The sequence below is a fragment of the Euzebyella marina genome, assembly GCF_003687485.1.
In the GTDB taxonomy this organism is placed as follows: Bacteria; Bacteroidota; Bacteroidia; order Flavobacteriales; family Flavobacteriaceae; genus Euzebyella; species Euzebyella marina.
Genome location: NZ_CP032050.1, coordinates 3,611,527 through 3,630,286 on the forward strand (window position 1 = coordinate 3,611,527; position 18,760 = coordinate 3,630,286).

The 18,760-nt window shown below is 38.4% G+C and carries 15 protein-coding genes; 9 read left to right on the forward strand and 6 right to left on the reverse strand.

Features of this window, described 5'->3' with window-relative positions; translation table 11 throughout:
• Positions 1 to 72 precede the first annotated feature (72 nt).
• The 5 genes from secA to D1013_RS15455 all read left to right on the forward strand — a co-directional run bounded on the left by secA (position 73) and on the right by D1013_RS15455 (position 9,170).
• Complete coding sequence (secA, locus tag D1013_RS15435) at positions 73 to 3,435, forward strand: preprotein translocase subunit SecA (RefSeq protein WP_121849683.1); 3,363 nt, start codon at positions 73 to 75, stop codon at positions 3,433 to 3,435.
• 203 nt (positions 3,436 to 3,638) lie between these two features.
• On the forward strand, positions 3,639 to 4,811 hold the full coding sequence (locus tag D1013_RS15440; protein WP_225621535.1) for a sensor histidine kinase: 1,173 nt from the start codon (positions 3,639 to 3,641) through the stop codon (positions 4,809 to 4,811).
• A gap of 313 nt (positions 4,812 to 5,124) precedes the next feature.
• Positions 5,125 to 6,357 (forward strand): sensor histidine kinase, encoded by a 1,233-nt coding sequence (locus D1013_RS15445; protein WP_121849685.1) that lies wholly within the window; start codon positions 5,125 to 5,127, stop codon positions 6,355 to 6,357.
• 65 nt (positions 6,358 to 6,422) lie between these two features.
• Complete coding sequence (locus D1013_RS15450; protein WP_162987923.1) at positions 6,423 to 7,817, forward strand: Gfo/Idh/MocA family oxidoreductase; 1,395 nt, start codon at positions 6,423 to 6,425, stop codon at positions 7,815 to 7,817.
• 129 nt (positions 7,818 to 7,946) lie between these two features.
• Entirely contained in the window at positions 7,947 to 9,170 is a 1,224-nt protein-coding gene (locus D1013_RS15455) for a sensor histidine kinase (protein ID WP_121849687.1), read from the forward strand.
• A 152-nt stretch (positions 9,171 to 9,322) separates the two neighbouring features.
• Here the strand turns inward: D1013_RS15455 and D1013_RS15460 are convergent, their stop codons facing one another.
• Together D1013_RS15460 and D1013_RS15465 are read right to left on the reverse strand one after the other, a co-directional pair.
• A complete protein-coding gene (locus D1013_RS15460; RefSeq protein ID WP_121849688.1) occupies positions 9,323 to 9,580 on the reverse strand; it encodes a hypothetical protein in 258 nt (85 codons plus the stop codon).
• A 279-nt stretch (positions 9,581 to 9,859) separates the two neighbouring features.
• Entirely contained in the window at positions 9,860 to 10,096 is a 237-nt protein-coding gene (locus D1013_RS15465) for a hypothetical protein (RefSeq protein ID WP_121850758.1), read from the reverse strand.
• 246 nt (positions 10,097 to 10,342) lie between these two features.
• Between D1013_RS15465 and D1013_RS15470 the strand changes: the two genes are divergently transcribed.
• Positions 10,343 to 12,100 carry an FAD/NAD(P)-binding protein gene (locus D1013_RS15470; RefSeq protein WP_162987924.1) on the forward strand — a complete coding sequence of 586 codons (1,758 nt, stop codon included), beginning with the start codon at positions 10,343 to 10,345 and terminating at the stop codon, positions 12,098 to 12,100.
• Here the strand turns inward: D1013_RS15470 and D1013_RS15475 are convergent.
• Positions 12,097 to 12,333 carry a hypothetical protein gene (locus D1013_RS15475; protein ID WP_121849690.1) on the reverse strand — a complete coding sequence of 79 codons (237 nt, stop codon included), beginning with the start codon at positions 12,331 to 12,333 and terminating at the stop codon, positions 12,097 to 12,099. The genes D1013_RS15470 and D1013_RS15475 overlap by 4 nt on opposite strands.
• Positions 12,334 to 12,590: 257 nt before the next feature.
• Here D1013_RS15475 and D1013_RS15480 point away from each other — a divergent pair, with 257 nt between their 5' ends.
• The gene (locus tag D1013_RS15480; RefSeq protein WP_121849691.1) at positions 12,591 to 12,776 is read left to right on the forward strand and encodes a hypothetical protein; all 186 of its coding nucleotides are present in this window, start codon (positions 12,591 to 12,593) and stop codon (positions 12,774 to 12,776) included.
• 78 nt (positions 12,777 to 12,854) lie between these two features.
• Here the strand turns inward: D1013_RS15480 and D1013_RS15485 are convergent, their stop codons facing one another.
• Positions 12,855 to 15,404: an ABC transporter permease gene (locus D1013_RS15485; protein WP_225621541.1), complete on the reverse strand. Its 2,550-nt coding sequence runs from the start codon at positions 15,402 to 15,404 to the stop codon at positions 12,855 to 12,857.
• Positions 15,405 to 15,406: 2 nt separating this feature from the next.
• Positions 15,407 to 16,096, reverse strand: a complete 690-nt coding sequence (locus D1013_RS15490) for an ABC transporter ATP-binding protein (protein ID WP_121849692.1) — start codon at positions 16,094 to 16,096, stop codon at positions 15,407 to 15,409.
• Between the two features lie 88 nt (positions 16,097 to 16,184).
• Between D1013_RS15490 and D1013_RS15495 the strand changes: the two genes are divergently transcribed.
• The gene (locus tag D1013_RS15495) at positions 16,185 to 16,874 is read left to right on the forward strand and encodes an arylesterase (protein WP_121849693.1); all 690 of its coding nucleotides are present in this window, start codon (positions 16,185 to 16,187) and stop codon (positions 16,872 to 16,874) included.
• 7 nt (positions 16,875 to 16,881) lie between these two features.
• Here D1013_RS15495 and D1013_RS15500 read toward each other — a convergent pair whose 3' ends face one another.
• Positions 16,882 to 17,520 carry a peptidoglycan DD-metalloendopeptidase family protein gene (locus D1013_RS15500; protein WP_121849694.1) on the reverse strand — a complete coding sequence of 213 codons (639 nt, stop codon included), beginning with the start codon at positions 17,518 to 17,520 and terminating at the stop codon, positions 16,882 to 16,884.
• Between the two features lie 217 nt (positions 17,521 to 17,737).
• Between D1013_RS15500 and D1013_RS15505 the strand changes: the two genes are divergently transcribed.
• On the forward strand, positions 17,738 to 18,745 hold the full coding sequence (locus D1013_RS15505; protein ID WP_121849695.1) for a malectin domain-containing carbohydrate-binding protein: 1,008 nt from the start codon (positions 17,738 to 17,740) through the stop codon (positions 18,743 to 18,745).
• Positions 18,746 to 18,760: the final 15 nt, after the last annotated feature.

An 18,760-nucleotide genomic window follows, 5' to 3' on the forward strand; every position in this document is an offset into this window, starting at 1 on the left:
CCTTAGAGCACAAATGAAAAGATATATTACCAATGGGTGGCTCCATTAGTATTTCATCATAAAAAGAATAAAATGAGCATTTTAAATTCGGTACTGAAAATATTCGTAGGTGATAAGTCGAAGAAAGACGTTAAAGAACTACAACCTATACTTGATAAAATAAAATCTTTTGAAAAAGAACTGGAGGGTATCAGTCTTGATGAACTTAGAGACAAGACCAATACCTTTAAGTTGAAGATCGCAGAAGACATTAGCGAGATAACCGCAAAAATAAATGCTCTTGAAGAAGAGGTAAAGGTTTCAGAAGATATCGATAAGAACGAAGAGCTATATTCAGAAATCGATAAACTAAAAGAAGAAGCCTACACTATTACCGAAAAAACGCTCAACGACATCTTACCTGTAGCCTTTGCCGTAGTCAAAGAAACCGCAAAACGTTTTGCCAACAATTCTACCTTAACGGTTACCGCTTCAGAATTTGACAGACACTTATCGGGTACCAAAAGTTATGTTACGCTAGATGACGACAAGGCCATTTGGAACAATTCTTGGGATGCGGCAGGTAAAGAAGTAACTTGGGACATGGTTCACTACGATGTACAGCTCATAGGCGGTATTGCACTTCACCAAGGAAAGATTGCCGAAATGCAAACAGGGGAAGGTAAAACGTTGGTAGCTACCCTACCCCTCTACTTAAACGCATTGGCCGGTCATGGTTCGCATTTGGTAACCGTAAACGATTATCTGGCAAAAAGGGATAGTGCCTGGATGGCCCCCATTTTTGAATTTCATGGTCTCTCGGTAGATTGTATCGACCACCACAGACCTAATTCAGCAGGCAGAAGGGCTGCCTACAATGCAGATATTACTTATGGTACCAACAACGAATTCGGTTTTGACTACCTACGTGATAATATGGCCCATACCCCTAAAGATTTGGTACAAAGGCCACACCATTTTGCCATTGTTGATGAGGTAGACTCAGTGTTGATCGATGACGCCAGAACACCGTTGATTATTTCCGGGCCTGTTCCTGAAGGCGATAGACACGAATTCAATGAACTTAGACCTAAAGTAAGCGATATAGTCAACAAACAACGCCAACACTTAACAGGCGTTTTGGCAGAAGCCAAAAAGTTGATTGCATCCGGAGATACCAAAGAAGGCGGGTTCTTATTGTTAAGGGTCTATCGCGGACTTCCAAAAAACAAAGCACTTATTAAGTTTTTAAGTGAAGAAGGCATCAAACAGTTATTGCAGAAAACAGAGAGTTTTTATATGCAAGACAACAACCGTGAAATGCCGAAGGTTGATGAAGATCTTTTATTCGTAATCGATGAAAAGAACAATCAAATTGAATTGACCGATAAAGGGGTCGATTACATTTCTGGGGCCCAAGACCGTGATTTCTTCGTAATGCCCGATATAGGAGCCGAAATTGCCAAAATAGAAAGCCAAGATCTAGAAGTCGAAAAAGAAGCAGAGCTTAAAGAAGAGCTTTTTAAAGAATTTGGCGTTAAGAGTGAACGCATTCATACCATGACCCAGTTATTGAAGGCCTATACCCTTTTTGAAAAGGATGTAGAGTATGTGGTTATGGATAATAAAGTAATGATCGTTGATGAGCAAACCGGCCGTATTATGGACGGTAGACGTTACTCAGATGGTCTACACCAGGCAATCGAGGCAAAAGAGAATGTAAAGATCGAAGCTCTTACCCAGACATTTGCTACCGTTACTTTGCAGAACTACTTTAGAATGTACAAGAAACTGGCAGGTATGACCGGTACGGCAGTTACCGAAGCTGGTGAGTTCTGGGAAATATACAAGTTGGACGTAATGGAAATTCCGACCAACCGCCCCATTGCCCGTGAAGATAGAAACGACCTTATTTACAAAACAAAAAGGGAAAAATATAATGCCATTATCGAAGAGGTTACCAAGCTTTCTGAAGCTGGTAGACCGATTCTGATAGGTACTACTTCCGTTGAAATATCAGAATTGTTGTCTAGAATGTTGACCATTAGAAAGGTCAACCACAATGTTCTGAACGCGAAACTGCATAAAAAAGAAGCCGATGTAGTGGCAGAAGCCGGTAAATCAGGTGTTGTTACCATCGCCACCAACATGGCGGGTCGTGGTACCGATATTAAATTGACCGACAGTGTTAAAAAAGCAGGTGGTTTGGCAATCATCGGTACCGAGAGACATGATTCTAGACGTGTAGACAGACAGCTTCGTGGTCGTTCCGGTAGACAGGGTGATCCAGGAATGTCTCAGTTCTACGTTTCTTTAGAAGATAACCTTATGCGCTTGTTCGGTTCTGATAGGGTTGCCAAAATGATGGATAAGATGGGCCTAGAAGAAGGTGAGGTCATTCAGCACTCAATGATGACCAAATCAATTGAAAGAGCGCAAAAGAAAGTCGAGGAAAACAATTTTGGAGTACGTAAGCGTCTTCTAGAATATGATGATGTGATGAACGCCCAACGTGAAGTTGTTTATAAAAGAAGGCGTCATGCCCTTCAAGGTGAGCGATTAAAAGTTGATATTGCGAACATGGTGTTCGATACATGCGAAACCATTACCGAAACAAATAAGGCGGCAGGTGATTATAAGAATTTTGAGTTTGAGCTTATCAAATACTTTTCGATTACCTCTCCTATAACAGAGGAGGAATTCAATAAAATAGGAGTTCAAGACATTGCTTTGAAAGTCTACGATTCTGCCTATCAGCATTACCTAGAAAAGATGGAGCGAAATGCTTCCACAGCTTTCCCGGTAATCAAAAAAGTATACGAAGACAACTCGAATAAGTTTGAGCGAATCGTTGTTCCGTTTACTGACGGAATCAAAACATTGAATGTGGTAACGGACCTTCAAGGTGCCTACGAATCAAATGGAAAGCAATTGATCAACGATTTTGAAAAGAATATTACCCTTGCCATTATCGATGATTCATGGAAAACTCATTTGCGTAAGATGGATGAGCTCAAGCAATCAGTACAATTGGCCGTTCATGAGCAAAAAGACCCTCTTTTGATCTATAAGTTCGAGGCTTTTGAACTTTTTAAAGGGATGATCGATAAGGTGAACAGAGAAGTGGTTTCTTTCCTTTTCAAAGGAGAATTGCCAAGTGGCAACCCTAATGAAATTCAGGAAGCACGTAATGTACGTAAGCCAAAAGAAAACCTTCAGACCAGTAAAGAAGAAATTCCTAATAGTGATGAACTGGCTGCGCGAAACCGGGCCGCAGGTCAAACACAAGGTCAAAGACCACAGATAACGGAAACTATCACTAGAGAACGCCCTAAAATAGGCCGCAACGATCGGGTTACCATAAAAAATGTAATGTCAGGTGAAAGTAAAACCGTAAAATACAAACAGGCAGAACCGCTCATCGAAAAAGGTGAATGGGTACTGACCGAAGAATAGAAGCCAGAACCTTCTTTGTGGCAGAACGGCAACCTTTAATGTAAAGGTTGCCGTTCTTTTTTGTCAATAATCGTCATGAATTGTACAAATTCTAAAATTTGAAGTATCTTTTAACAAGACTTCAACTACATCAAAATATGACTCGTTAATCAATCTCAATTAAAATTTCGATGGTTAGGCGTGCCAAAATAAACCTTAATCGATTGGGCAATAAAACTGATTTATTGCTAAAATTCAATTATGCGTCTTCTATTTTGAGCTTTGTTTTGGGTGTAATCTGCACCTTCTTTATCAATGTAGAAGGCACTATACCTTTCATCTTTTTTTGGTACACCGGTCTAAATCTTTTAAATGTTCTTCTCTTCAAATACCACCGTAATTTAACCGTTATGGCCATTTTTACCTCGATTTTATCTTGGGTAAGTACGGTCGTCATTAGTTTGTTCAGTGGAGGAATTGAGAGTCCGTTCATTTTCGTTTTGGCCATTATAGTACTCGCGGGCTATGTTTCTACTAGACTATTCGGCAAGGTCTATATGTACGTCATTTTATCAAGTATTCTGATCATTTTTTTCCTAGGCCATTTTTATCCTGAACATTTCCGTACTGAAATACCAATAGCATCAAAAGAAATTTTTAGCCTCATTAGCCTCTTATTTGCTGTTTACCTACTCGGCTATATATTTGGCAAAAATCTTTTAGAAACCCATCGTTCGCTATTTCTATCTAAAGAAGAAATTGAGATTAAAATAAAGGAAAAAGAAAACCTTTTAAGTGAAGTGCATCATCGCGTAAAGAATAACCTTCAAACAGTTTCAAGTCTTCTAAATCTACAGTCTAGAAATACAAAAAATGGTAAGGTCAAAGAACTGACCAAAAGCAGTCAGAATAGGGTTCTGTCAATGGCAATCATACATGAGATGCTTTATCTAAAACAAAACATCTCTAAAATAGACTTTAGGTCGTATGTTCAAGGACTCACCGATTACCTCATCAAGTCTGCAAATGCCGACAAAAAAAATATAGAGGTACAAATAGATATTCCTGATATACAACTCGGCATAGATACGGCCATACCACTTGGCCTATTAATCAATGAAGCGTTTACAAACTCAATAAAATACGCTTTTAACGAAACGAATAAAGGCCTTGTAGACATCGAACTGAAAAGAACCGATAATCCGGAAGAATATAAACTTAGAATTAGTGATAATGGTACTGGTTTCACCAAGCAAGTAAACATTAAGAAAGCCAAATCATTAGGCTTAAAGCTCATTCACAACCTGGCCAGACAACTTCATGGTTCAGCAAGACGTCTTAATACTGGTCACGGTACCGGTTATGAAGTCATATTCAAGGATGTTCAAAAACATTGAATAGTTGAATTTTTTGTAGGATAAATATTAACAAAATAACATTTGAGGAGAACGTTATTTCCATGCTTTTACAGAAAAATGTTTTATTATCAACTGGTTGCAAATTGCAAATTTCATTTCAACTTTTCTTCCGCAGATTAAAGACTTTTCGTAATAAAATCGTAGTTTAAACCCAAATTTCTACCTAACCCTAGAAATATACTTCATTTTATCGGCTATATGTCGGTAGAACTGCTGTTCGTTTCCACTAGCTCCAAACATACTTGGGGCATAGGTTAGGTTTGCATGAATGTGAATACCGCCTGGTTATCGAATGATTAAAAGCAGTAAAATAGACCATCGAATATCCAACCAAACCAGGTTGCTAAAAAAGTTTATCTATAATTCTTCGGGCTTGAGCTTGGTTTTTGGCCTGATCTGTATGTTCGTACTTAGAATAGATGGGGTCGTTCCGACAGTATTCTTTGGTTTTTCCATTCTTAATTTATTAAACCTCGTTCATTTTAATACATATGGAAAATTGGCCCTTTCGGCGGTTGTTTCCGCTACACTTTCGTTTATAGGGGCATCTGCTATAACCTTGCTATCAGGAGGAATCAATAGCCCTTTCATTTTTGTTTTGATCATCATTGTTTTAGGAGGTTATGTGTCGGCTCGACTGTTCGGAAAAATCTACTTGATAAGTACCGTAGTTGCCATATTGATTATCTATGGGTTGAGCGAGGCCGGAATCTACAAATCCATCAATGCTGTACCTGAAGCCTCTAGAGACCTTTTTGGTCTTCTTAGTTTACTTTTCTCGGTGTATATGTTGGGCGGTGTCTTCGGCAGGGATATTTTGAAGGCCCACCAGACCATGAGTGACTCCAAAGGAAAAATAGAAAATAGAATTCTTGAGAAGGAAAGATTGTTACGTACGGTTCACCACCGTGTCAAGAACAACCTTCAGACCGTTTCCAGTCTTCTTAACCTACAAGCTAAAAACTCCACTAATGAAACAATAAAAGACTTGGTAATGAGCAGCCAGAATCGGGTGAACGCTATGGCCATGATTCATGAAATGCTCTATTTACGTGATAACCTATCGAAAATAGAGTTCAACTCTTATATAAAAGAACTGAGCGAATACCTCATCAAATCGACTCATAAAGAAAATAAAAATGTTGTCATAAATATTGACATTCCAGATTTGCGCCTTGGTATCGATACCGCTATTCCGTTAGGCTTATTGATCAATGAAGCGGTCACCAATTCGCTTAAATATGGTTTTGTCGAGAATATACAAGGCAAAATCGATATTAAGTTAGAAAAAGATGATTCTAACAAAACGTATCACCTAAGTATTAGTGACAATGGTGTGGGCTTCCCAAGAGACATTGAACTTCGAACCAGTACCTCATTGGGGCTTAAACTGATTCACAATTTGGCCAGGCAACTTAAAGGTTCGGTAAAAAGAGATCTTTCAAAAAAAGGAACTAGTTATAATGTGCGTTTCAGAGAAATAACCGCCCCCTACCTTTCCGATAAAGAATTGAGGTCGTTCTAGTGCAAAAAATCGAATTGGTTTAAATTCAATATCTTTATTCTTGATACTTGAAACACTAATCTCTCATGACCAATTCTAGACGTCGGTTCATTTCGTCCATCAGTATGCTTGCCGCAAGTTCGGCCATGCCCCTGCATGCCTTTAATTTTGGAAAATCTGAAAAGCTCAAAGTTACCTTGGTCGGTACTGGGGTACGCGGAACTTCCTTTTGGGGCAAACGTTTGGTCGACCAATATTCAGACATACTTGAGTTTGTAGGTCTCTGCGACATCAACCCGGGAAGATTGGCATATGCCAAAGAATATATTGGCGCCAAGTGCCCAACTTTTACTGATTTTGAAAAGATGGTCAACAAAACCAAACCTGATTTGGTCATAGTTACCACTAAAGATTCGACCCATCACGAGTATATCATTAAAGGTTTGGAAATGGGCTGCGATGTTTTGACCGAAAAGCCCCTGACGACTGACGAGAGCAAGTGTCAGGCTATTTTAGAGGCCGAAAGAAAATCGGACAAGAAGCTTATTGTAGGTTTCAATTATAGATGGAGCCCTTATGCCACAAAGGTTAAAGAACTTTTGATGAACAATGCAATCGGTAAATTGGTATCTGTAGATTTTCATTGGTACTTGAACACGTACCATGGCGCTTCTTATTTTAGAAGATGGCATGGTGAAATGGAAAGCGGTGGTTCATTATGGGTACACAAATCAACCCATCATTTCGACTTGTTAAACTGGTGGATAGACTCGGAACCAAGTGAGGTTTTTGCTTACGGAGACCTAGAATTTTATGGTAAAAATGGGCCTTTTAGAGGTGATAAATGCCGAACGTGCGAGCATAAGCCTGACTGTAAGTTTCATTGGGATATTACTAAAGATGAACGTATGATGAATCTTTACGCGAACCATGAAGAACATGATGGATATATTAGGGACAATTGTCTCTTTAGAAACGACATAGATATTTATGACAAGATGAGTGCCCAGGTGAAATACGCCAATAACACCGTGCTAAATTATTCTTTAACCACCTACTCGCCCTATGAAGGTTGGCGAATGGGCATTAATGGCACAGAAGGTAGAATTGAGGCGTGGCAAGACATCCCTTATTTCAAAAATGAATCTATAGATGAGGCGGAGAAACACGCCAAAGAGATGGCGCAAACCGGTAAGGATGAGTTGACATATGAACCTGTAATTCTTCACAAATTATGGAACAAGCATGAAACCATTCAAGTAGGTCTTGAAAAAAGTGGTCATGGCGGTGGAGACAAAAGGTTACATGATAAAATTTTCAAAAGCCCTGAAACACAAGATGAGTATGGTAGAACGGCGGGCGTAAGAGATGGCGCCATGTCCATTTTAATTGGTATTGGGGCCAGAAAAAGTATTGAATCAGGCAAACCTATTAAAATTGGTGACCTGACCGATTTAGAACCGAAAGTCTCGAGAACCTGATATTACCCTCCAACTTAAATCAAACCAATGAAGTTATTTGATAATCAGCCAAAACATAAGTAAATTTACTCTTGCTTGTGAGTTTTTACTTAAACCCAAGAGTAACAGTGTCAAACGAAAATCCCCTATATGCCTAGGCAAAACAAAAGACACATAGAAGAACGTTTCAAAGATAAAGCTAAGTTGGTCATTAAGGTCAATTACTTTACCTCTATATTTTCACTACTGTTCTTTCTTACCTGTATCTACATTTTAAAGATAACCGTAGTCATACCTTATGTATTTCTCATTTTCGGAATACTGAATCTGCTGAATACATTTCTTTACAAATACCATAAAAACCTTACCCTTACCTATAACATCGTATCGATTATGACCTTGGCCGGTGCCAGTATCATAACTCTATATAGTGGGGGTATTAATAGTCCCTTCATTTTTGTACTCGCATTGATTGTTGTGGCCGGCTATGTGACCACTAAGTCTTACGGCACTATATACCTGAATCTCAATCTTTTGATAATTGTACTCATTTACTCTCAAAGCGTAGCAGATTTCAGTTTTGTCACTAATGTGGTACCTGAGAATTCTAGAAATCTTTTTGCACTACTAAGCGTTCTTTTCTCAGTTTATTTATTGGGAGGTGTTTTTGGGAAAAACCTTTTACACGCCCATCATAATCTTTATAAAACAAAAAGCGAGCTTGAAGAAAAAATTCACGAAAAGGAAACATTGATCAAAGAGGTTCATCACAGGGTTAAAAACAACTTACAGACCGTTTCAAGCCTTTTAAGCCTTCAATCGCGCAATATAGCCGACAGGGAGGTCAAAAATCTTTTAAAGAGCAGTCAGAACCGGGTTATCTCAATGGCGATGGTACACGAAATGCTGTATTTACGCGAAGATCTCTCTAAAATAGAGTACCGCTCGTATGTGCAAGAACTTGCCGAATACTTAATCAGATCAATCAAGGGAACAAGCAGTAATATTACCTTAGATATTGATATACCCGATTTAAAGCTTAACATCGATACGGCCATACCTTTGGGCCTACTCATCAACGAGGCGGTAACCAATGCCCTCAAGTACGGTATAGTTGATGAAAATAAAGGAGAAATACATATTCAATTAAGCAAAGACGAGAACAATGAATTTCTTCTTCAGATAGGTGATAACGGAATCGGCTTTCCTGAAACGGTAACTCACAAAACCTCTAATAGTTTAGGTCTAAAATTGATTCACAATCTTGTTCGACAGCTGCAGGGAAGTATTAAAAGAGATTTTACTAAGAAGGGCACCCACTACATCGTTAAGTTCAAGCACATAAAGAACCAAATGGCCCCGGTAACCGCTTAAGGAGTATTATTTATTTCCAAAAATCAGTTTTCTTTTTTATGACTTTAAGTCTAACAGGTTTTAAGTTATCTCTGAAAATATGGTAAACCGAAATGATTATTAAAGCGGAAAAAAGCAGAACATAAATCATATCGTTCAATTAATTGAATTACTTAGGCCAGTTTAGACCTATTATATTTGGTGGTAAAAGTTAATTCTTTTTTTATTCTTGAATTCTTTGACTTATAAAGACGAGCTATACCTTTTGGGCTATTAACTTGAGCCTTCTCAAAAGATTCAAGATTGTCAGAGCTATCAACCAAAACAATATCCATTTTAATAACGTCAACTTTAACATCGTGTGTTGGTATTTTAGCAGAAGCTTGAAATCCTAAAAACAATACAAAAAATAAGGTAGTAACAGTTTTCATAAGTAATATTTGGGTACTACTAAGTAACCGCTCATTTACTGCTTAAGAAAAAAGGTCACGTTAAACGACCCTATTTTTCGCCATGGTGAAAAAACTGGGTTAAAGTGCTGATTTTCTTCGATTACCGTTTTTGAGCGATACAACGTCACATCTAAGTTTTTGACAGTTAATCGAGAGGTTTCCCGGAATAGAAGAGAAGGTTTATCACCCATGAGAAATAAAAAAAGCCACCCATGGGTGGCTTTTTTTGGTTAGGGGCATTCCTGAATTTAAAAACACTTAAGCCATTTTAGCTTTATTTCTTTTAGTTGAGAAGGATAATTCTTTTTTAACACGTGCATTATCTCTTTTATAAAGACGGGCAACTTCATATTTTCCAATCTCAACTTTTTTTTTGATTTCAATATTCGTTACTACAGTCATCTCAACGGTATCAACTTTAGCTTCATCAGCATTTTGAGCTTGAGAAGTGAACCCGATAAGAAAAACAAAAATTAAAGTTGCGATAGTTTTCATGACTGTAAGTTTTATATAATTAAAACTCCACAGACCCCATTTCACGGGGTTTCGGTTCGTTCAACGAGATTAAAAACTCGTTCAAATGAAAAACTACGGATGAAGTGCAAAAAACTACCGATAAATGTATTCGCCCTTGCTGACCCCAAATCGGATTTAAGTGTATTTAATCTGATTTTTTAATCGATAGGCATCCTAACTTTCTTCGCTATTATATAACTTACTACCGTTTTATACTAAATACCATTGACCTTTCAACTAACCAATACAAGTATCGCCATCGTCGGAGTAGGTCCAAGAGGTCTCTATGCTGTCGAGCAGCTTTTCAATAAGTTCTCGAATCTTTCACCTGAGAGCACTATTCATGTAACCTTATTTGAACCTTCGGTTTACGCAGGTTCTGGAAACACCTGGAGGGTAGACCAACCTGATAGCAATTGGCTCAATATTTCCGAAAGGGCTTTGCGCGACCTAAAGGGTCGTAAAAAGTTTTCTTTTAAAGGGGTTGTTGTATCATCCTTTCCGTCTTATAGTGAATGGAGCGATTCCGAAAAAAAATCGAATACTGACTACTATCCTCCCAGAAAAAAACTTGGGGCATACCTTAACGAACGGTTCAAAAGTTTTTCAAAGAATCTTTTAAAGACACCCTACCTCCATTTAAAGCCTTTAAAAATTGAAGATTTAGATTATGCCGATGGTCATTTTAAGCTGACCGATAGTAATGGCAACACTTTTCATTTCAACGAAGTATTGCTGACCATTGGTCATCAACCAACAAATACTTCGAAAGAAATCTTGAAGTGGCAGCATCGTGCAGAAGAAACTTGCAAATGTACCTTGTATCCGGAGGCTTACCCAACCGAAAGATTAATTAAGAGCAATAAGATTAGTTCTGATAGCAAGGTAGGCATTAGAGGTTTTGGCCTTTCTATGATAGACATCTTACGTGCCTTAACCTGTGACAGGGGAGGTAAATTTTTGCCGACAGATGATGATATTTATAAATACCGATTTGAGGGAAATGACAGAATACCTTCTAAAATAGTTCCTTTTTCGTTGGATGGACTCCCTCTAGTACCAAAACCTTTAGGTGAAAAAATTGATAATATCTATAGGCCAACACAAGAAGAGAAGAACCGATTTTTTGAATCCGTTCGAAAGGTGGCCCAGAATAAAACCGAGGTAGAAGGAAATCTATTTTTAATTGAGGCCATGGCGCCAATTGCGGTTAGGGTATACCTTGATTTTGAAGAAAAAAGAATGGATTGCCTTTCGAGCCGTAACGAACTATATGAAGTTGCTGTTACCTGGCTCAATGATGAAAATTATAAACATCGCTCTTTACTAAAGGCAGATACCCCTACCCTCGTTCTCATCGAAAAATATGTCTCCATGGCCCTCGACCTAGAGCCCATATCTTTTGATTATTGTATGGGTCAAGTATGGCGGCATTTGCAATCTCTTTGGTATCAAGCTTTCTCACATTCTTCTTTACCACATGAAACCATAGCTTCAGTTATTAAGCTCCATGAGCGAATAAAAAGATACTCTTATGGCCCACCGATAGAAAGTATGCAGCAACTATTGGCTTTAATTGATGCAGGGATAGTCGATTTAAACTATTTAAAAGACCCTAAAGTAGAATTGGTTCAAGATGGATGGTCGCTTCAGAAAGAAAATCGAAAGGTAATAGTAGATGTAATGATCAACAGTGTTCTAGATTCACCGAAGGTATTGGAAGTTTCCTCTCCCTTGGTCGTCAATTTACTCAATCATGAACTCATAAAACCTGTTCATTCTGAATTAGGGATAGACACCTATGAGAATGCACTAGTGAAAAGGTCTGAAAACGATGAAAAAATTAGCTTGGCCGTATTGGGAAGATTGTCGAAAGGAAGCGTGGTAGGAGTAGATGCTATCTTAGAGTGCTTTGGAAAGAGAATTGAAGATTGGGCCGAAGGGGTATTAGAACGTTTAGGTAACCGTAATACTGATTCTTAAGCCATTTTAGCTCTATTATATTTAGTTGTAAAGGAAAGAGCTTTCTTAACTCGGGCGTTATCTCTCTTATAAAGACGTGCTACTTCATATTTAACCGTCTTAAAAGTCTCAGTGATTTCTACTTCTGTCACAATGCTTTTTTCAATAGCATTTACTTTAACTTCGGTAGCTTTTTGAGCTTGAGAAGTAACTCCGATAAAAAGAACAAAGATTAAAGTTGCAATAGTTTTCATGACTGTAGATTTTATATATATAAAACTCTACAGACCCCATTCTACTGGGTTTCGGCTCGTTCAACGAGATTAAAAACTCGTTAAAGTGGCAAAGTTCGGATTAAGTGTAAAATTGTGCCGATTATCGTAATCTAGCCTGAATACACCTCAACGATAAATAGTGTATTTTAACCTTAACTTTGGATACTTTACATTGGCCAAAAATGTCTTTTTGACTAAGTTCATCTTATTGATTATTTTTTTCTACTTTTAAAACTATGGATTTAAAGAAGATTTTTGGTAGCATACTTACGCTACTAGGTATAGGCGGCTTGGTTTATACGGGCATTTTATTCGCGAACGAATCTGGAACCACAAAGATGTTGATTGTTTATGGGGTTTTAGGTGCCATCTTTTTCTTTTCTGGCGTCGGCCTTGTTAGAAATACTTCCGTCAAGAAATAATTTTCTATTGGCTCCGTCGGAGAAGCAAGTACTTTCAGGTGATAAAACAATATAACCGGGACGACAGCATCTTTTAATTTATGATACTTCTTTTCTAAGTACTTCTAACGGTGGACTACTTAAAACGCTCTTATTGTTGAACAAGCCTATGGCCAAAACCAAAAGTGTAATGCTTGGGCCTACTATCAAAAAAGGAATCCATGATGGTATAAAAGCAGCTTTGAAGACCAATTGAGCTAGAAGAAAACTAGCAATCAGGGAAAGAAGAATTCCTAAGAAACTTCCCAAAAAGCCTAAATAAAAATACTCATAGGCATTTATTTTCAAAATTTGTCCGCTCTTAGCTCCTAAAGTACGCAACAACACACTTTCTTTTATTCTCTGATATTTACTGGTTCTAACAGATCCTATCAATACAATAATTCCGGTCAAAATACTGAAAAAAGCCATGAAGTTGATCACCCATGAAATTTTATCCAGAATGCCTTCCACTATGGTTAAAACCTGACGTAAGTCAATAATAGATACGGTTGGAAACTGCCGAACCATTTGCTTCTGCAGCTCGGCTGAAGTTTTTTCGTTTTCAGCGTATGTGGTAACGACATGGAACTTGGGTGCGCTTTCCAGCACTTTCGAAGGAAAGATTATATTGAAGTTCAATTGCATTCTACCCCAATCTACAGTTCTAATGCTGGCTACTTGGGTTTCCATTAAAACTCCTTGGATATTAAAGGTAAGATTATCTCCGACCTCAACCTGTGCATCTCTAGCTACATTATCGGAAATTGAAATTGGCACAAGACCATCGCTTAATTCTTTACTTGGCCACTCCCCTTCCACAATACTTTCAGAAGCAATCAAAGAATCTCTATAGGTGACTCTAAATTCATGGTTCAACACCCAGTCATTGATGGTTGAAGTGGTGTCATTTCTAATATCGCTGGCATTTCTTTCCTTAATTTTTTGAACTCTCATGGTTACAATCGGAATATCATTTAAAACGGATAGTTCTGACTTTTCTATACTCCTTTTAACATCCTCCGTCTGATTCGATTGAACATCCAAAAAAATTAGATTGGGCGATTCTTGCTTGTTCTCAAGAGTTGCTTTACCTATTAAAATGTCTTTTGTAAAATATAATGTACTGATTAGAAAAGTTCCGATTCCGATAGCTAATATCAAGACCAAAGTTTGATTGTTGGGCCGAAAAAGATTCAATAAACTTTGCCGTGCCGCAAACCCCCAACCTTTTGGAAAGTTTCGTTTGACGATTCTCATAAAAAATATGCCAACGGCCACTAATATTGCAAACACGACAACAACCCCCAATAAAAAGTAGAAGGCAAAAGCAAGATTGTCGAGTAAATAAAAGGCGAAAAGAAATATGAAAACAATGATAGCACCATAGATAAGGTAAACAACCCTTTTGGGAGGTTCAATACCTTTCTCTTGAACCCTAAGCACCTGCAAAGGCGAAACAAACCACGTACTTAATAATGGAGATAGGGAAAAGAGGACCGACATAACCAAGCCTAAAACCAAACCTAATAATATGGGCCATATAGTGAAGGTTATTTCAATATCAAAAGGAATTACTTCTCTCAGCAATACAGGAAAAAATTGCTGAAAACCAACCCCGAGGATGGCCCCAAACAAACCTCCGAACAAGCCCATAAAAGCAATTTGAATCAAATAGATATAGAAGCTTTGCTTTCTTGTAGCTCCCAGACATTTTAAAACCGCAACAGATTGTAACTTCTCTTTCACATATATGTGCACGGAGCTGGCCACACCTACCGAACCCAACAAAAGGGCTATGAACGCCACCAAATTTAAAAACTTACCGAAATTATCGTACCGCCGCCCAAGGCGCTGTCCGGTTGAGCTATGCGTATCTAAATCAGCATTCTCAGCATCTAGAATAGGGTCTATTTTCTCATCCAATTCCTCCAAATCTTGTCCCGCATCGGCGACAAAGTAAAAATCATAATCTATTCGACTACCTGTTTGAACCAAACCCGTTTTGGCGATGAATTCATAAGGAATCAAGACGGGAGGTGCAATTGAGGCGGTAAGACCTGTCGACCCTGGCGCTGAAATTAAAGCACCTTCAATGGGCAACCTTATATTACCGATAGAGATTGTATCGCCTTTTGAAAGCCCGAATTGAAGCATAAGGGTAGCATCGACCAAAGCACTATTGTTACCCTGGTATGAAGAAGCTGCTGATTGTGGGTTCGTTTCCAGTTCCCCATAAAAAGGAAAAGGCCCCTCAATACCCTTAATTCCGACCAATTTCGTTGAGTTTTGCTTCGGAAACAATGCCATAGATGGGAAGCTGATACTTCGAGCCTTTGCGCCGCCTAAAGAATCGATGATACCCTGAACCTTCTCGTTTGGCTCATGATTACTATCGATAACAAAATCAGCACCCATAAGGGCTTTCGATTGAGATCCTATATTCTGCTTCAGGTTTTCGCTAAATGATTGTACCGCCACTACTGCAGAAATACCTAAAACGATGGAAGCCATAAAAAGCACCAATCTTTTAGTGCTGGCCTTACCGTCTCGCCAAGCCATTTTTAATAGCCATTTCAAACGTACATTATCTTTCTTCCCCTTATTCATCTTCATAAACGATCAGATAGTTGTTCGGCTTGAACCCTACCACCCTTAAGCTTTAAGACACGTTTACACTTATTTGCCAAATTCATATCATGGGTAACTATTACCAAAGTAGTGCCTGCTTCTTGGTTCAGTTCAAAAAGCAGTTGAACCACTTTTTCGCCAGTTTCTTCATCTAAGTTGCCTGTAGGCTCATCTGCAAATAAAATGGAAGGTTTGCTCGAAAAAGCTCTGGCCAATGCCACTCGTTGTTGCTCCCCTCCAGACAATTGAGACGGGTAATGATCAACCCTGTTTTCGAGTCCGACTTTTTTCAATAATTCTAGACCGATATTTTCGGGGTTATCAGCACCTTGCAGTTCTAGAGGTACGATCACATTCTCTAAAGCCGTTAGCGTTGGTAGTAACTGAAAATTTTGAAATATAAAACCTACTTTTGAATTTCTCAAAAGTGCCCTTTCATCCTCGTTCAAGGCGTTGAGTCTTGTGGCACATAATTCAATGGTTCCCGAATCGGCCCCATCGAGACCCGCGCAAAGACCTAACAACGTTGTTTTGCCGCTTCCGGAAGGCCCGACAATCGCAAAGCTCTCTCCTTCATTGACGTGAAAGTTAATATCATTAAGAACCTCAAGTTTTTTCGAACCACTTGTATAGGCTTTCCCAAGATGGTTGACGTTTAATATCTTTGTCATTAATCGTTCTTTTCACCGCAAAATCTAATTTTGCCCGTGTTAAGCTCGAAAAATAAGCAATTGTATTTGTTTTTAAGCGCTGTATCTTATGACCAACCTCTTAAAGTTTAGTTATTTTTTAGTTCTGCTAGCTCTCGTTTCTTGTGGAGAAAAGCAAAAAGAAACCGAAAAAAAAGATTCTTCTATTTCTCGTGAATCTGAAACTGTCACCCCCAGTTCTACAAAAAGCATTTTGTTCTTCGGTAATAGCTTAACTGCGGCCTACGGCTTGGAGGAGAAAGAGGGTTTTCCAGCGCTCATTCAAAACAGATTAGATTCTGTAGGCCTGAATTACACCTCTATCAATTCTGGGGTAAGTGGCGAAACCACATCTGGCGGACTTAACCGATTAGATTGGGTTTTAAATCAAAAGGTAGAAGTTTTCGTGCTAGAGTTAGGGGCCAATGATGGTCTTAGAGGAATTCCTTTAAAGGAAACGAAGCAGAATTTACAGGCGATTATTGATAAAGTGAAGTCTAAAAATAATTCTACCAAAATAGTTCTGGCAGGTATGCAAATACCTCCGAATATGGGTCAAGACTATACTAACGAGTTTAAGAAAATCTACCCGGACCTAGCCGAAAAGAACCAAGTTGAACTGATTCCTTTTTTATTGGAAGGAGTAGCCGGAAATCCTGATTTAAATCTTGAAGACGGTATTCACCCAACGGCTGAAGGGCAGAAAATTGTTATGGAAAATGTCTGGAGGGTTCTCAAAACAGTATTATCAGAGAATTAGAGACAAATTACATTTTCAAAATAGAATTAGGGTCTGGGCAGTTTTTCTTATAAAACTCCAAATTCTTTGAAGAACACACGCCAGGATAATCTCCTCTTTTACCCTGTAAATCATTGATAACCTGAAAATGCAAATGAGGTGCGTAGTTGACATTCTCTTCTGGAGAACCCAAATAGCCTAGCACCTCACCCTTCTCAAACTTCTTACCTTCAAATAAACCACTCAGAGATTTTCTTGACAAATGACCATAAAGAGTATAAAAACAGGAATCACCAACTCCATGTTTTAGGATAATTGTCGGTCCATAATCACCAACGATGGAATTATCCTTAAAGCTATGAACCTCTCCTTTTAAGGGGCATAAAACCTCTGAATTTACATTACTCCAAAAATCAATGCCCAAATGAATATCTCTTTTGTCATCACTTAAACTAAACAAAGAAGATTCATTATAGAGATTTCTCTTTTCAAGATAGCCACCATAAGCAATTTGACAACCTGTTTTATTAAGAATAGTTTCAATATACTCCTGGCATTGATAAGGGTTGTTTAACTGAACGTTCGATAATTCACTATTCGCGTCTGAAAAGTCAATAGTGGTATATTTATTGATAATATTTCCTAATATTAAAAATGGGTGATTCACTTCATTACTTTTTTATTAAAAAAATTTATATCACGAAGGATAGTTAAAAGTATATGACATCTTTCTGTTAACTAAAATTTTAAGTTAGATGAACCTAAACCTAAACTTCCGTATTTTGTCGATTAAACAAAAAAAATATTGCGGCGTGATTACTATTTGAATAATTTGCATAGATATTTTTGAAAAAGAAAATGAATTAATTTAAATCTTCTAAACTATGAAACGTAACTTTTTAGCAAAAGTTTCTCTTTTTGCATTTCTAATGATATGCCTTATTATGGTTCCGGTCGCCTGTAGTAGCGATAATGGCTCGGATCCTGACCCCCAGGAACAACCAGAGCCGGAACCGGAACCAGAGCCTGAAGCTGATCCGGACCCTACCAACGAAAACACTACAATGGATGCTACCGCGCCTACTCACTCAAGTGGTATAGGTACGTCAATAGTAACGGTTGTACTGGCTGATACCGATGGTAACAAACTTAGAAAAAGTGGCGGAACTGTTGCCCTTACAGTGACAGGTTCGGCAAGTGTAGGCAGTGTTACCGATAATGGCGATGGTACTTACACAGCGACTGTTACCGGCGATGCTGAAGAAACCGTAACCGTATCTGGAACGTTGGACGGAGTTGACATTACCAATACCGTTGCAATCACTTTCAACCCAGACGAATCAAATCCTGCACAAGAAGTAGCACAATCTACAGAACCTGTAGGACCGTCCTTAGTTAGAATTAACTGTGGTGGACCAGAAGTAACTTATGATGACATTACTTTTTTAGCTGACCAGTTTGTTGAAGGCCCCACAATTACTTATTCCAACCCGAATGTTACTGAGATCTCCGGAACAGATATGGACGAAATTTTCTTAACTGAAAGAATTTCCGATAATTCTAATGCCAAAGGGCCATTTTCTTACAATATTCCTGTGACAAACGGCACCTACACTGTTAAGTTATATTTTGCGGAAATTTATTGGGGTGTCCCTAACCAACAGGAATTAGAGGGAGGCGATGGAAGTAGAATCTTCAACATTTCCATGGAAGACACTGCAATTTTCACAGGATATGATTTGTACAAGGAAGTTGGCGCTGCTGCCGCATCTTTCAGAATGTATGATATCGAAGTTACTGATGGAACTCTAAATATAACCTTTGAAGCTACTGTTAACAAACCGAAAGTTTCTGCAATTGAGGTGTTTGGTACGGGAACAGTTGGTTCTTAATAAACTAAGATAGTT